The 15,490-nt window shown below is 64.7% G+C and carries 11 protein-coding genes; 3 read left to right on the forward strand and 8 right to left on the reverse strand.

The window, feature by feature from the left end; genetic code table 11:
- Positions 1-6: 6 nt before the first annotated feature.
- Complete coding sequence (locus ACN9MZ_RS21425) at positions 7-588, reverse strand: tetratricopeptide repeat protein (RefSeq protein WP_426338927.1); 582 nt, start codon at positions 586-588, stop codon at positions 7-9.
- Positions 589-752: 164 nt separating this feature from the next.
- Between ACN9MZ_RS21425 and tssK the strand changes: the two genes are divergently transcribed.
- On the forward strand, positions 753-2,057 hold the full coding sequence (tssK, locus tag ACN9MZ_RS21430; protein WP_426338928.1) for a type VI secretion system baseplate subunit TssK: 1,305 nt from the start codon (positions 753-755) through the stop codon (positions 2,055-2,057).
- Entirely contained in the window at positions 2,054-2,800 is a 747-nt protein-coding gene (icmH, locus tag ACN9MZ_RS21435) for a type IVB secretion system protein IcmH/DotU (RefSeq protein ID WP_426338929.1), read from the forward strand. The genes tssK and icmH overlap by 4 nt, the downstream gene beginning before the upstream one ends.
- Here the strand turns inward: icmH and ACN9MZ_RS21440 are convergent.
- From ACN9MZ_RS21440 to ACN9MZ_RS21455, 4 genes are all read right to left on the reverse strand, one after another.
- Entirely contained in the window at positions 2,797-3,543 is a 747-nt protein-coding gene (locus ACN9MZ_RS21440; protein WP_426338930.1) for an OmpA family protein, read from the reverse strand. The genes icmH and ACN9MZ_RS21440 overlap by 4 nt on opposite strands.
- Positions 3,544-3,557: 14 nt before the next feature.
- The gene (tagF, locus tag ACN9MZ_RS21445) at positions 3,558-4,502 is read right to left on the reverse strand and encodes a type VI secretion system-associated protein TagF (RefSeq protein WP_426338931.1); all 945 of its coding nucleotides are present in this window, start codon (positions 4,500-4,502) and stop codon (positions 3,558-3,560) included.
- Positions 4,499-8,062: a type VI secretion system membrane subunit TssM gene (gene tssM / locus ACN9MZ_RS21450; protein WP_426338932.1), complete on the reverse strand. Its 3,564-nt coding sequence runs from the start codon at positions 8,060-8,062 to the stop codon at positions 4,499-4,501. The genes tagF and tssM overlap by 4 nt, the downstream gene beginning before the upstream one ends.
- Positions 8,063-8,131: 69 nt before the next feature.
- Positions 8,132-8,845 (reverse strand): M15 family metallopeptidase, encoded by a 714-nt coding sequence (locus ACN9MZ_RS21455; protein WP_426338933.1) that lies wholly within the window; start codon positions 8,843-8,845, stop codon positions 8,132-8,134.
- A 102-nt stretch (positions 8,846-8,947) separates the two neighbouring features.
- On the opposite strand from ACN9MZ_RS21455, the gene ACN9MZ_RS21460 reads away from it, so the two are divergent.
- A complete protein-coding gene (locus ACN9MZ_RS21460) occupies positions 8,948-9,523 on the forward strand; it encodes a hypothetical protein (RefSeq protein ID WP_426338934.1) in 576 nt (191 codons plus the stop codon).
- Here the strand turns inward: ACN9MZ_RS21460 and ACN9MZ_RS21465 are convergent.
- The 3 genes from ACN9MZ_RS21465 to ACN9MZ_RS21475 are packed head-to-tail and all read right to left on the reverse strand — an operon-like array spanning position 9,504 to position 15,454.
- Complete coding sequence (locus tag ACN9MZ_RS21465) at positions 9,504-10,268, reverse strand: alpha/beta fold hydrolase (RefSeq protein ID WP_426338935.1); 765 nt, start codon at positions 10,266-10,268, stop codon at positions 9,504-9,506. The two genes, ACN9MZ_RS21460 and ACN9MZ_RS21465, sit on opposite strands and share 20 nt — an antisense overlap.
- A gap of 9 nt (positions 10,269-10,277) precedes the next feature.
- A complete protein-coding gene (locus ACN9MZ_RS21470; protein ID WP_426338936.1) occupies positions 10,278-13,502 on the reverse strand; it encodes a DUF748 domain-containing protein in 3,225 nt (1,074 codons plus the stop codon).
- Positions 13,503-13,513: 11 nt separating this feature from the next.
- The gene (locus ACN9MZ_RS21475) at positions 13,514-15,454 is read right to left on the reverse strand and encodes a DUF6351 family protein (RefSeq protein WP_426338937.1); all 1,941 of its coding nucleotides are present in this window, start codon (positions 15,452-15,454) and stop codon (positions 13,514-13,516) included.
- Positions 15,455-15,490 lie beyond the last annotated feature (36 nt).

A 15,490-nucleotide genomic window follows, 5' to 3' on the forward strand; every position in this document is an offset into this window, starting at 1 on the left:
TGCTCCTTATTTGAGTGCGCCGAATGGATCGGCGGTGGTGGAAGGATTGGGTGCCGAACGCGAAGCCGGCAGCTTGATCGGGGGCGCCGTCCTTTTCGGCTGGCGCGAACTTCCGGCCACTGGCACCAGGACGTCTTCGCCGAGCGTATTGCGCAGCGTACGCGCCAGCTCCTGCGCTTCGCTGCGCACCGACCCGCCAAGGCTGCTTTGCTGATTCAGTTCCGCCAGCGAACGGGTCGACAGGCGCAGGCCGGCGACGGCGATGATGCTGAGGGCTTGTTTGTCGGCCGGATCGCGCTGCAGCGCTTCCTGCGCTTGCACGATGGCGTCACTGTAATTGCCGCGGTCAAATCGCATCTGCGCCATTTGCAGCCAGGGCGCCTTCTCGGCAGGGTAGCTTGCGGCGGCTGCCTTCAGCGCCGCGTGCGATTTCACATGCAGGCCCGCCGCAGCAGCGCGGTCGGCATCCGCCAGCATTTTCTCCAGTGTCTGGTGGCCGGCCCGGTCCGCGCCCTGCAGCGGTGCGTCAGCGGCGCATCCGGCCAGCGTAGCCGCGCCAATCAATACTGCGATCAATGATCCGCGCATCGTTCTCTCCTTCCGCAAAGTGAAGGCCATTATTGAATCGATGCGCATTTCAGCCATTGCGTTGTCTCAAAGGCCGCCGACATCGCCGCGCTGCAGTTTGCGCCCGCGCAAACGCTGGCTGCACGGCGCCAGTTTTAATGGATACCTCAACCAAGGAGGCCGGCATGACACTACCTGCAAAGATCCTCTGGAGCGAAGGCTTGTTCCTGCGCCCGCAACACTTCCAGCAGCAGGACCGCTATCACGAAGCGCGCCTGCACGCGACCGTTCTGGCCGCGCAGCCGATGCTGTGGGGCGTGCAAACGGTAGAGTGGGACACAGCGGCCCTGGTGAACGGCAAGCTGCGCGTGCTGGCCTTGCGTGCGATCTTCCCCGAAGGCGGGATATTCGACGCTCCCGCCAGCGACCCGCTGCCGCCAGCCGTCGACCTTGCCAGCCTGCCGGCCGAGGTGCAGGAAGTCTGCTATCACGCCGCCCTGCCGTCGCAGGATGCCGACCGCTTCCAGCAGTCCGAGCGCGAGACGCCGGACCTCTTCAGCGATGCCTTGCCGGCCGGGCTGACCTACCTGCGCAAACAGGTGCGCCTGGTGTCGGACCTCGAACCCCGCGGCGCCTATGACAGTTTTCCCTTGCTGCGGCTGCGCCGCGTCGTGTCCGGCTGCTTCGAGATCGATCCATCCTTCATGCCGCCCTCGCTGTCAATCAACGCGACGCCGCGCCTCAAGCTCCTGCTCGACCAGCTAATGGACGCGCTGCAGGCCAAGGTCAACGCCTTGCAGGGCCACATGCGGGAGCCGAGCCGCAATGTGATCGAGTTCCGCAGCGGCGACGTATCCTCATTCTGGCTGCTGCACACGGTCTCCACGTCAGCGGCAACCTTGCTGCACCTGCTGCGCCACCCGTCGCTCCATCCGGAACGCCTGTACCAGGCCATGCTTGGCCTTGCCGGCGGCCTGATGACGTACTCGCGCCTGGTCCACCTTGGCAACCTGCCCTCCTACGACCATGCCGCCCCCGGCACGCCTTTTCTGCAACTCGATGCCCTGATCCGTGAGCTTCTCGACACGGTGATATCGGCGCGCTACTTCGCCATCGCCCTGCGCGAGGAGAAACCGGGCTACCACACCGGCAAACTCGATTCTGGCAAGATCGGTGCTGGCGCCACCCTCTATCTCGCCATTGCCGCGGCGATACCGGTGCTTGAGCTGGTCGAGGCAGTGCCGCTGCGCGTCAAGGCTGGTGCGCCGGACGACGTGGAGCAATGCGTGCTCTCCGCCATGCCCGGCGTGAAACTGGCGCATGCGCCACAGGTGCCTTCCGCCATTCCGGTGCGTCCAGACACCTGCTACTTTGCGCTGGAAAACCGCGGCGTGCTGTATGAGCAGATGCTCAAGGCGCAATCAATTTCCATCTACGTGCCTGCAGGGATCAAGGAACTGCGGCTTGAACTGCTCGTGGTGACGGCATGACCCATTTCATCGAGCGGCGCGCAGCGCCACCGCAACAACGCGTCCCGGCCCTGGTGGACCTGATGCACGAGGGTTTCCACATGCTGTCCTTGCTGCGCCACGGCAGCGCGCCTCCCAGCGAAGCGGAGTTCGCGGCCGCCATCCGCAGCTTCCTCGACGAACTTGGCAGCCATGCACGCGAACTGCACATTGCAGCCGAGGACATCGACAGCGCGAAGTATGCATTCTGCGCCGCGCTGGACGAGACCATTCTGGCGTCCGCTTTTCCCTTGCGCGATGCCTGGGAGCGCAGGCCCCTGCAGCTGCTGCTGTTCGGCGACCAGTTGGCGGGCGAGCACTTCTTCGACAGGCTGGAACAGCTTCGCCTCAGGGGCAGCGAAAGGCTACAGGCGCTGCAGGTATTCCATATGTGCCTGCTGCTCGGCTTCAAGGGCCGTTATGCCCTGGACGATGCAGACCGCCTTTCCTACCTCACCGCCCGCCTGGGGGACGAGATAGCGCACCTGCGCGGCAAGGAAAAGGGCTTTGCCCCACGTGCCGCGCGGCCGGACAATATCGCGCACAAACTGCAAAGCAATGCGCCGCTCTGGATCGCGGGCGGCGTCTTTGCCCTGGCCGCACTGGCCTCTTTCTGCGCCATGCGCTATTCGCTCGCCAGTTCCACCAGTACCACGCTGGCGGCCTACCAGGACGTAGTCAGACAGCCGCCGCGACCGGCCAGCCTGGCCATGACCTTGCCCTAGTCCACGACACGGAACTCGATGCGCCGGTTGCGCGCACGCCCTTCTGCGCTGGCGTTGTCTGCCACCGGCCGGTCGGGGCCTGCGCCCGCAACCGCGATGCTGGCCGCCGCAATGCCCTTGGCCGCTAGATAGCTTCGCACCGCGCCGGCGCGGGCCAGGCTTAGCGACAGGTTGCCCTCGCGCGTGCCGGTATTGTCCGTGTGCCCGATCACTTCAACCTTGCGGCCGCCGATCTGTCCCAGAACTGCCGCCATTTCGTCGAGGATCAGCATACCGGAAGGGCGAAGCACCGCTTGCCCGCTTTCGAATTCGATGATGCGCCGCGCCAGAGCAGTATCGAGCATCTTTTGCGCCGGGGCGTTGACGCGCAAGCCGTTGCTGATCGTATAGGTTGGATTGAGGCTGTTGGCAAGGTCGCTGGCCACCTGCTGCCGCAGCGCCTCGTTCGCGACATCGCCGCGGATTCCGACCCGGTTGCCTTCCACCGTCAACTGGCCCTGGGTCACCTGTTTCAATGGCTCGGCAAGCAGCTTCTGGATATGCGCGCTCCAATTGGTCGGCGCCACCACGCTGCCGACCGCAAGCTGGTCGACCACCCGCGCAGCGCCATACAGGGCCCGGGCCCGCTGCAAAATTGCCGCCTTGGTCGCTTCGTCGGGTACGGTACCCGATACGATGACCGGCGCAAGCTGCGCAAAAGCCGGCGCGCAGGCCAGGAAAAGGACCAGGGCCGACTTACGCATGGCAGGCACCCTTATCAGCAGAAGGTTTCATGGAACAGCTGCATGGCAACGGGCAGGCCAAGCTGCCCCTGTTCCAGGCATGCCGAGAGGCGCTGCAGGGGAGCATCGCCATGGGCTGCGGCTTCGGCCCACGCGCAGTCGCCAAGCACCACCATGCCATCCTGCCCCGCCTCCGGATCTATCACGGAATACAGGCTGGCCGGGTTGGCGCCATCGAGGCCGAGAACCAGCGACGGCTGCCCGGCGACAGGCGCGAGGAACATCGCAATTTCGAGGTCCTGGCGCGCCAGCAACGGCGCAGCCACCGACATCCAGAAGGCGGCAACCGGCGCACGCAGTACTGCGTTGCGCGGCAAAGGCAGCGCCAGGCTGCGCGCGGTGACCGGAGGGTGTTCGCTGAGGGGCGACAACAGCAGACCCAATGCCAGCAGCAGGCTCCGTACCGGCATGCTTCCCTGCTGCGCCGCCAGCGACTCTTCCAGGCTATCCAGGCAGGCATGCGCAAGGTAGTCATCCAGTGAAGCCTGCGCCGGCGCCAGCTCGCGCAGGGCCACAGGCAAGATGCCCTCGACAGGCCGCGTAGCTGCACCGGCCGCGACAGCCAGGCCCTCCCATGCCGGCGCCAGCGCCAGCGGGCAGCAGGGAAGAAAATCGCGCGGCTTTGCGACCTGGTGCACCGCCATGCAAGTGAAAGGAAAACGGCGTTCGGACTGGTCCCGGCTGGCCAGCAAACGTCCGCAGACAACCTGGCGCGAGCGCGTGCCGATAAACGCAAAGTCCAGCGGAGGGCATGCGTCGTAATGCTGGCGCCAACGCGGATTGACGGCAAGGCGCTGCATGACAGCTGCCAGCCACTGGTCCATCAACTCCACCAATACCTGGTCGCCGGGCGAGCGCACGAAATCAGCGCATCCAGGCAGCTTGCCGAAATAGGCTACGCGCTGTGACTGGGCGCTCATGGCGCGCTTCCTTTGCCGGCAACTACCTCGGGCAAGCGCATGCCCCGGAATCCGCTGTCGCCCTGTACACTGCCGGGCGTGCTGGTGATGCGCAAGTCCACCGCGACCATCACGCTGCCGCTGTTCCAGCGCAGTTCATGCACGCCCTCTTCCTTGCGCGTGCGAACGGCGGAATCGATCATCCGCCGCAGCCCGGTGGCCCCGCCCTCGCTAAAAAGCTCGACGACATTTCCGTCCGGCGTGACGCCGCTGATGCGCACGCCGCTGCTTCCCTGCGGCCCCGGGTAAACCATGTTCGCCCATTGCGGCACGCCGTTGCGAAAGCGCAGCAACTGGCCGTCTATCTCGATCGAATATTCGGCCAACCCAATGCCGGCATGCGGCAAGATCTGGAAGACCGTCTGCGTGGAGGATGCAACCCCGCCCGCCGCCACTGGAGCCATCCAGGCCGGAAAGCGCTGCAAGACCTGCGGCGCAAAGCTGATGCCCATATCGGCCCAGGTACGCGGAGCCAACACGTCGCCGCGCCGCACGACCAGCGCCCCCAGCGCGCTGACGGCAAACTTTGCGATTGCGCCATCCGGCCCGAACACCTGGCCAATCTCCGCCTGGCTCGCTTCTGCGCTACCGGCAGGGGCGAAAGGGAATTTTCCCGCGAGCGTACGGTTGAACGGCTCGTAGACCTGCGCCTGCCAGGTCTTGTTGATCTCGGCCTCCGCCGGAGCGAGCAGCCCCGCAAAGACCTGCATCAAGGGCCGCACCAGCAGCGGCCGCACCGCCTGCCTTTGCGCCTCGCCCAGCCCCGCCATCATCTGTTCATCCACATGGCGCAGCGCGTCGGCCAGTTCGGAACCCGAGCCCTCCAGCGTTTGCTGCATCAGCTGCCTGGCGCCCGGGCCTGGGTCGCCCTGGTTACGGATGCCGTTGAGGCGTGCGCGCAGCCGCGAAAGATGGTCGAGGTAGGTCCGCATCTGCGAGCCATCCCTGTCACGCACAGCCAGCAGGCCGGCCACCGGCGCAAATTCGCGGCCCAGCGCGCCGGCCTGCGGCAACGAGGCCACAACCACGCCTGCGGTTGGCGTGCGCTCGAACAGCCGCGCCCTGAACCAGTGCGCCAGGCCCTGGTCCGCCTGTTGCGCGCCGGCCGCCGCCAAGCCCGGACTGTCCCACCCCGTCTGCGCCACCACGGTGCTCCAGACCTTCAGCAAAGGCGAGATGGCAGGGTCGCCCAGGCGGTTCATGGCGTCGACCGTATGCGAAAAGTCGGGCATTGCGGCAATCGCGACGCCTTGCAGGAAGGCTTGCCACTCCTTGGCGTATTCCGCCTTGTAGCTGTCGGCCAGCGCCTTTTGCACTTGCTCCGGACTGCCTTCCAGCGTCAGGTCCGTGCGCTCCTCCGTTTTCAGCACCCAGTCACGCGATTGCAACGCGGTGTTGGCGGCCTCGCGGATCGCGGCGCGGACGTAGCCCTCCCATGCCTCGCGCGTGAACGCGCCCGATACGGCGTGGCTGCCCTGCACCAGCTCCCGATCCTGCTCCCCGACAATGCGCGCCACCGTCATCGCTGGATAGCGCGTGCAGGCGCGCGCCTTTATCTCGGCATACACGCGCTCACGCGCCGTCATGCCGCGCACCACGTGGCGCAATTGCTCGCGTGCCGTATCGACCAGCGCCAGCTTTGGTTCGATACGCGGCCAGGCCGGATCGTTCAACTGCGAAAGGTAAAACGATAACAAGCCTTCCGCACTGCGCAATAGTTGTTCGCGCGGCATGGCGCCGCGGTTGGCCTCAAGCCAGCTGCGCCAGTGGCGCGTGAGCTGGTCGCCCAGATGGCTGGTTTCAGCATGCTCCTTATCGGCCAGCATCAGGTAGGTTTTCAGCGCGTTATAGGAGTCCTCGACATTGCACGCCTCGCGCTGGCCAAGGGCGAACAATTGCGTTTCCAGGCTGGCTGCGACAGGCTTGAGCAGGATTTCAGCCATCCCCTTGAAGTACTCGCTGCGCAGCTTGCGGCCCAGCGCCTCTCCCTGATAAAGGCCCATGCCCAGCAGCCATGGCGATTCGCGGTCCAGCATATCCAGTTGCCCGATCCGGTCTTGCAAGAGCTGCAGCGCTTCCAGGCGCGATTGAAGGTCCGGGCGTTGCGCCTGCAGCTTGACTGCCTTGTCCAGGTCCGCTGCCGCATTGGCGACCAGTTGCGCATTGCCCGAATACGACCAGGTCCATGCGCCTAGCGCCACGCCGAGCAGCAGGATCGCCGCGGCAAAGCCGCCGTTGCGCAACAGCTGCCGCCTGCGCGTCGCATATTGGGAGACCAGGTCCTTGTCGGCGAAGATCACCTCACGAAAAAGACGGGGCAGGAAATATCCGGCTTGCGTCCCCCTTCCCATGCGAGGTGCCGGCTCGGCGGGTCGCGTCAGTCCGAAGCGCTGCCCAACCCGCAGCGACTGCGCGCACAACGGCTGTCCTTCCTGCAACGCGCTGGTAAAGTAGTACCCCCGGAACAAGGGGCGGAACTGGAAAGGATTGTCTTCAAACAGCGTGGCGAGGAAGGCTTTCAACGGAGCGCGCAGCGCCGCAAACTCCAGCGGGAAGGTATGCACGCCGGCGGGCACCAGCTCGCGGCGGCGCTGGGCCATGGTGGCGATCCCCATTTCGCGCAGTCCTTCGCATAGCTCGTCGAAACTCTGCTCGAAGAAGGCCAGCATGTCGCGGCAGCCGGCCTTCTGCCGGAAAGGCATTGTGGCCCCCCAGGGCCGCTCGCGCTCGGCCGCCTCCGCGTCCATGAAGAAGTCGGCAAAGCCGGCCACCAGGTCGGCCTTGGTGAACATCACATACACTGGCGCGAACACTTCGAGTTTCTCGATCAGGTCCTGCACGCGCTGGCGCAGGCTGCGCGCAAGCTGCAATACCGACTCGGTGTCGTCGCCCCGCAACTCGGCGATGCTGACCGCGATGATGATGCCGTTGACGGGCGCCCGAGGCCGGTGCTTCTTCAACAAGCCGAGGAAGCCATGCCACTCTTCCCGGTCGACGGCCTGTACCGCGTAGCGCCCGGCGGTATCAAGCAGGATGCCTTCGGCGGTAAAGAACCAGTCGCACTGGCGCGTGCCGCCGACGCCCTGGAGCGCCTTTGGATCGGCGAACGGAAACTGCAGGCCGGACTGGGTGATAGCACTGCTTTTGCCGGCGGCCGGATTGCCGATCACCATATACCAGGGCAATTCGTACAAAGCGCGTGCTCCGCTTGCGCGGCCAAGGCGCGAATTCCTGATCGTGCCGACGGCTTCCACCATGGCGCTGCGAACGGCATCCAGGTCGGCCTCGGCGCGCGTTTGCGCGGCCGGCGGTGGTTCGGCTTCACGCCGGTGTGCAAAGTAGCGGCGGCCGCCCCACACGGCCAACGCCAGCAATGCGACCGCCGCGGTAGCGGCCAGCGCCCACACCAGCGCCAGTTGCAGGAGTTCGGCGCCAAGCAGGAACAGCCCCGCCAGCAATGCGAAGGCCACTACATTCAGGGTGCGCCTGTCGGTGAGCAGGCACCAGGTTTGTTGCAGCATGATGGACCCGAAAAGGGAGGCAGGTTGGCCGATGTTGCCACCAAGCCGGGGGCCGCTTCTTGAGCCTCCTCAAGCCCTGGTTTCGCGTACGCGCAATTCGGTGTGGCCAAAGTCCATCATGGCCCAGCGGCCTCCCCACACCATCCCTATCGCTTCCGCTGCCTCGCCATATAGCCGGTAGCCGCGCAAGGCCCAGGGATCGCGTTCGCTGATGACCAGCTTTCCTTCTCGGATAAAGCCACAATCGGCGGCCAGCCCGAACTGGTGATAGCTCTGGAAGGCGCGCGCGTTGCTGACATGGCCGCCCGCCGCGGCCAGCCGGTCCTGGCGTTCCGGGCTGCGGTAGCCTTCCAGCAGTGCCATCTCGTAGCCGTGCCGATCGCGCATGACATTGAACACCGACAGCAGGCGCTGCGCGAAATCCTTGTCCAGCCGCTGCCAGTCGCGATCGGCCTGCGACAGCATCGGCCGCAGCAACTCCACTTCCGCCGTGGCGAAAGCCGGCGGCGGCAACGGGGGTGGCGGCACGAGTTGTTCGCCTTGCAGCAAGGCCGCAATTTGCGCATCGGCGGGCCGCCTGCTGTCGTCAAACGCCGGCAGCATCTGGCGTGGACGCAGCAGGCGCACCAGCAATGGCGGCGCGGCGGCCAGCAGCGCAGTCGCAGCACCGCTCAACAGCATACGTCGCTGGCGTGGGCTGGGCCGGCGCTTTGGTGGAAATAGCAACAGCCAGCCGACGGCGCTGGCCGCGACGAAAATACCCGCGACGATAAATGGCAACATGGTGCGATCCATCAATACGAAAGCGCATATGGCGCGCGACACTTGAATCCTATGCCGCCCCGCAATCGGACGGGTCGAGCGAAATCAAGCTTGGGAGGACTTATGCGGCCGGATTTGTTTGCAGGCCCCGCGCAGCGGGACGATCGCCATCGCATTCTGGCGCGGCTGGCGAATGGCGGCAGCGTGCCCGTCCCGGCCCGCCAATGGACCGGGTGGAATGCGGCGCAGCGCGCCCGTCTGGCGGCCATCGCAGCGCTGCTCGCCATCGCCGCCGCAAGCTGGGCCTGGCTTCAGGGTGGCAGCCCAGCCCATGGGCCTACGCCGGAACTGCCGCCGGTATCAGCGTTGCCGCCTGCACCATCGCAGGCCCCAGCGCCAGGGCACGCCGAGCGCGATGCCGCGTCCCCCCAGGCTGCGACGATCGTCAACGCTGTGGCGCCGCAGGGCGAACCTGCCGTCACGCCGCAACTGTCCACGCCCGCCTTGACGACCAGCGGGCCATCCCTCCCGACGGTAAAGCCGGCTCACCCACGTTCCGCCAAGGCGGCAGGTGCGCCGCGCAGGCAGCAGCAAGCCGCAACCGCGCTACCGGAAAGCGATGAAGACGTCACCCTGCTGGCGGCAATGCTAAAGCATGCCAAGCCACAGAAGTCTTCTCCTACCCCGCCAAAGGATTGATGAACGCCGCCATGGCCTGCAAGGTGGCATCCCGCTGTTCGACGTGGGGGCTATGGCCGCAGCCGGGCAAGAGCAGCTGGCGGGCGCCAGGCGTGCCCCTTTCAATGGCATCGAGTTGCGCGCCGGAGCCGTAATGGTCTTCGCTGCCCTGCATTGCCAGCAACGGACAGGCTATCGCCGGCAACAGGTATTCGATATTCCATTGCCTGAACCAGGGCGCCAGCCAGGTATCGGCCCAGGAGGAAAACACTTGCTCGGCCTTGCCGCCGTGATAGCGCGCCAGTGCCCGCATCTTGCCGGCGCTGTGGGCGGCCAGCACTGTTTGGATGCCCTCGATCGTCATGTCTTCGACAAACACGTGCGCCGCAGCGGTGAGCACGCCGCGCAGGCCCTGCGGCCGTCCCGCCGCATAGATCAAGGCAATGCTGCCGCCATCCGAATGCCCTACCACGATATGTTCGCGGCCCGGCGCCAGGTGCTCCATCACTGCCGGCAGCTCGACCAGCGCAAACTGGTGCAGGTAATGAATGCTGCGCTGCGCCGGCTGCGGCGAAGACTGCCCGTAGCCCTGGCGCTCGTAGACCAATCCTGCGCATCCCGTGACGGCACAGAGCCGCTCCGGGAATTCCTTCCACATCCTGATGCAGCCAAGGCCCTCGTGCAGGAACACCAGCAAGGGCTTGCGCAGATCGCCCTCGATCAGCTCATAATGCAGTTGCTCGCTACCCAGTTCCAGCATTGGCATGTGTGGCTCCTAGTGCAAGGCAAAGTCGACGCGGGCACCGGCACCGGCTTTGGGTGCAACAAGGAAGATGCGTTCCGGCGGCACCTGGCCCTGCTTTACCAGCCAGTCCTTGGCCGCCTGCGCACGGCGGTTGCCGAGGGTGATGAAGTCGTCCTGCTCCAACTTGGTATTGGCCAACATCAGCTTCTCCATTTCCTCCGGCGGGAGCGATTTGGCAAAACCCAGCGCATTGCGCGGCTTGACGAAGCTCTCGTCCTTGTAGGCACGCTCCAGCAAGGCCGCGTATTCCTCCCTGGCCACCACTACCCCGCCTTCCGGCAGCGCGGCACCGCCCGCCTGCAAGTCGCGCGTCTTGAGCTGGCGCAGCTTGCGTTCCAGCGCCACGTGCTTGAGCGCCCCCAATTCCGCCGCGTCATCGAAGCGGCCGGTAATATCCAGCTTCAAGCCAGGGCGCTCGGTCAGCGCCTTGGCCAGCGACTTCAGCTTGCCTTCCGATGCAGGCAGCAGCGCAGCGCGCCCCTGGTCGAATTCCAGCATCGACAATTCCTCGCCGCCGCCAAACAGGGAACCTATCAGGGCAAATGGCGAAGTGACGGTCTTCATGATGGCGTTGCCGATCACCTTGAGGATGATCCCGCCCAGCGAGAACTGAGGATCGTCCAGCGATCCGCCAATCGGCACGTTGATGTCGATTACGCCATTGCGGTCGCTAAGCAGTGCCACCGCCAGGTTCACGGGCAGCTTGGTGGCGTCAGGGTTCGTGCTCTCCTTGCCGAAAGTGAGCTGGTCGAGCACCAGGCGATTCTCTGCTTTCAACTGGCGGTTCTGCAGCGCATAGGCCACCTCGAACGTCATCTTGCCTTTCTCAATGCCATATCCCACATACTTGTCCGCATACGCCGACAGCTGCGACAGTTCCATGCCACGCACCTCGGCGCGCAGGTCGAGCGAAAGTTCTTGCTTCAACGGGTGCATACGGCCGGCGATCAGCAACGGCGCGCCGCTGACGTTGCCGCGCAGGTCTACGTCTGCATCATGCGCCGGGTCCGACGACAGGCCGCCTACCATGCCCCCCAGGTCCTTCAGGTTGGCCGTGTAGTTTGGCTTGATGAAGTTGTCGGTAAAGCGAACGCGCCCGCCGGAAAGGAGCACCTTGCCAATGCGGATTGGCGGCAGCGGTTCCGCAGGCTTGGCTGCCGCCTTGGGCGCAGCAGCCACGGCGGCTGGCGGCGGCGCCGCCTGCGCCACCTCTTTCGCTCTGCTCCTGGCATCCTTGACTGCCTGGGCGCGCGTGCCCGCCTCGGTCAGGCTCTTACCTTCTTCGCCTTCCTTGCGCATCACGTCCTGCACGTTCAGGCGGCCGTTCGGGTCGATGATGACGCGGGCGAAGAAATCATCCAGCGCCACGCGGTCGATGTTCAGGGTGAAGGGCTTGAAGTTCACGTCCATGCCGCCGAAAGCCAGCGTTTTCCACCTCAGGAAATCGTTCGAACTCGATTTGTCGACAGTGGAAAGCCGGTTCACGCTGACGTCGCCCTTGAAACCGCCAGCCACCGCACCGTCCTTGCCCGTTTCAAGCCGCAGGCGCGCCTTGCTGGAAACGTCAGCCTGCAACAGGCGCAAGTTGACGTAATCGGTGACATAAGGCTGCAAAGGCAGCAGGTCGAAATTCTTCAGCTCCAGCGCCAGGTCCGCATTCAGCGGAGATGGCGCAAGCTTGCCCTTGATTTCCAGTTCGCCTTTATTGACGGCGGTTCTCAGCGCCACTTCGGAAGCCGCGCCCGGTGCGTTGGAATAGCCTTCAACGGTCAGCGACAGCGGCGACAGCTTGAACACGGTCGGTTCGTCACGCAGGTCCTCACGCAGCTTCGCATCCCAGTCGGCAATCTCCACCTTGCCGATCTTGATCTGCATCGCGCCTTCGCCTGCCGGCTTGGCTGCCGCCTGGTCGCCGGCTGGCTTGCCGGCCTGCTTACCCTGATGGACGTCGATTTGCGCACTGCTCGAATTGACAGACGCGATGTCCAGCGTATGCTTGGCGCCGTCGAAAGCGATATCCTGCACGAACAGGCCGAATTTCGCCAGGTCGGCCCGCAGGTTGCCATGCGGCGTATCATCGGCATAGCGCAGCGCTGCCCCGTTGACAGCCAGTTCCTTGAGCAGCACGACCGGCCCGGTGGCTGCCGGCCTGGCCGCCGGCGCCGCTGCTGGCTCAAGGGCCGCTGCCGGCGCAGGGGCGGCGGCAGGCAGCAACTGATCCAGGTTCAGCACCCCATCCTTGCTGCGTTTGACATCGAGTTCCAGCCCATCGATGCCGACCTTCGCGATCTCGAAACGCTGCGCCAGCAGGTCCAGCTTGCCCAGCTTGACCTTCAGGGCATCCAGCCTGGCCACTTGCGTGCCGTCGAGCTGCTGCAACTGCGCGCCGGACAACGTCGCCTCGCCGCCCAACACCAGCGATGCCGGTTTTTCCTTTGGCTGCACCACGCTCAAGCTAAGCTGCGCCTCCAAGTGTGCCGACGGCAGCTTGAAGCCCGGCTTGAACGGCAGGTAGCCCAGGTAGCTGGTCAGGTCGGCCTTATCGAGCTTCAGGTCCAGCGCATAGTCTTTCGGCTCGGCGAATGGACGCGCCTTGCCCTTCAGGAGCAGCGGCGCGCCATTGATATTGGCACTGAACAGCGGCTCCACGAAAATCGTCACATCCGCGGGCAGCGAGGAGACAAACGGCAAGCCCAGTTTCAGGTCCTGCACCTTATGCGTCACGCCAGCCGGTTTGTCATCGAAGGACACGCTGCCCTCCTCCAGCTGGATGTTATTGACCGAGAAGCGGGCCGGCTCAGGCGACGGCGGCTGGCTCGCGATCAGTTTCAGGATGTCGTCGATGTTGTAGCGGTTATCGGCGTTGCGCGCCAGGTGCACATAAGGCCTGGTCAGCCGGATTTCCTGCACGACTGGCGCCATTTTCGTGACGGATTGCCACGACAGGTCCGCTCCCAGCCGGTCAAAGCTGGCAAAAACAGTGCTGCCATCCTGCTCCATCATCTTCAGGCCGCGCACCGAGGCGGCCAGCGTAAATGGATTGAATGAGACTTCCTCGATGCTGAGCTGGCGATGCAGCTTTTCCGAGGCCTGTCTTGCCGCTTGTGACTTGACGATCGCCGGCACGGCGAGGAAGCCGATGCCGGTGTAGGCAAGCAGCAGCCCGGCCAGGGTGCCGGGAACAAGGTATTTCAAGGGTCGGATCTTCATAACCCGTTATTGTAATCGCACACGCCTTGCGGGAAGATCCGGGAGAGCCACGCTTTTTGCGCATCGCTGAAGCTCACCGCAGGGCCGTAAGTCCCGTCAGTATAGGCCTTCGCAAGGGGTTTCAGCCGGCATTTGAAGGTATCGCCACGGATCGATTCGCCGGCCACCATGCGCGGGCTGGCATGGATCGGGAAAGCCTGCGTGCAGGCGCCAGGCTTGCCGCCATCCAGGATGCCGGCCCAGGCCTGCGGACCGGAAGCCAGCACGGTGCCGGCGCCGTCCACGCAGCGATCGGCATATTCGGCCGGCGCGCTACCGCTGGAAAGATACTTGTCCAGCACCGATACCGCCTGCATCACCTGCCCCGAAAGATCCGTGTCCGGCCTTGCAAACCAGATAACCTGGCGCTTTGCCTCGCCCGGATTAGCCGCCAGCAGCCGGGCGCGAACAGAGAACGCCTGCCGCGCATTGTGCATGTCCAGTTCCGCCTCGCGGTACGGGCGCAGGTCGATCATCGGTATGCCAAGCTGCTTGCCGGTGAATACATGGCCGGAATCGAATGCCGCACGTATCGCCCCCTGGTTGCCCTCCCGGCGCTGCGCCGGCGTCCCGGCCGGATCGCGGCAAGTTGCGCTACGGTGCATATTGGCCGAATCGAAAGGATCGCTGTCAGGCTTATACGGCACGAAATCGCGTTGTTCCTTCCAGCTTCCGGCGCAGGCGTTCAGCCGGAGGAATTCATCGGCATCAAGTTTGCCCGCCACCAGTGCGGCGAGGCCATACTGCACGCCCACATTGTCCAGCGGGATCGGCGCGAACCCTTCTGCATCCGTGCCATAGAACTCCTCCAGGTCGTTCCAGTGCGTCCACTTCACGCTGGCGAAAGCTCCCGGCGCATAACCATAAAAGGCAATGGCCTTGTCGAATTTACTGTCGCGGAAATGCGGGTTCAGCACCGTCGGCATCGCAAAGCGCCAGCCATTGATGCACTCGGTGGTGCCGGGCTTGCCGGTAAAAGAATTCTTCACGGTGTCGCTGGCATTCATGCCCTGCACCAGCGACTGGCGGCTCCAGGTCGCCCACGGCGAATTGGGATCGCGCGCCACCTCGTCGCGGAAGTATTGCCCCAGCAGGGGGCAGTCGGAAACCGGTATCGACTGCGTCACCATGTCCGGATAGGACTGCACCGGAATGCCCGCATCGAACAGGCCGGGGCGATTTTGCGCAAACATGTACTGCTGGACCGCCCCGCCCGAGCCGCCGATGCCGATCGTATACAGCGGCTTGCCATACTTCTCGATGAAATAAGCCTTGGTCTGCGCCGCCGTCTCCTCGGCCAGCCGCATATTGTAGTGAACGCCGCTCTCGTTGCCGGAGGAATTGGCGATCGCGTAGCCCTGCGCCAGCAGCTTCGGCATCAACTGCTTCTCCGAGCCGTTCAAGGCATCGCTGAACCACATTGCCGTGCCCTGCTGGTGGCCGATGCCGACACCGCCGCGCATCCAGTAGACCAGCTTGTGGTTCCAGGGCGCACGCTCCAGCATCGCAATCGTGTAGACGAAACGGTTGATGGTGCCGGCCTCCACGCGCACCACAAACGGCACCGCCGTGCCATTCACGACTACCGTCTTGAGATCGGCAGGCGGCGACTGGTAGCCGTTCCCGATATCAAACGGCTTGAAACCCGAGCCGGTGTAGTAAAAATGCTGGATGCGCGGCTTGATGGCGCACTGGCTGCTGTAACCGGCCACCTTGCCGGCGTCATCGCGCACGGGATGGCCGATGCCCTGCTGGTTATCGGCCAGGGGCTGGCCGAGGCCCGACTCCACGGTCCGGCAAATGAAAGGCTGTTGCTGGCGTGGTTGCTCGTGCGATTGCGGGGTGCTGCATCCTGCCAGGGTGATAGCCGTTACGACGGCCAATATCCAAGCTTTCATGGCGCCTCCTCCTTGCCAGCCAGTGTAACCCGGCCA

The organism is Pseudoduganella sp. S-14 (assembly GCF_049913285.1).
In the GTDB taxonomy this organism is placed as follows: Bacteria; Pseudomonadota; Gammaproteobacteria; order Burkholderiales; family Burkholderiaceae_D; genus Rugamonas.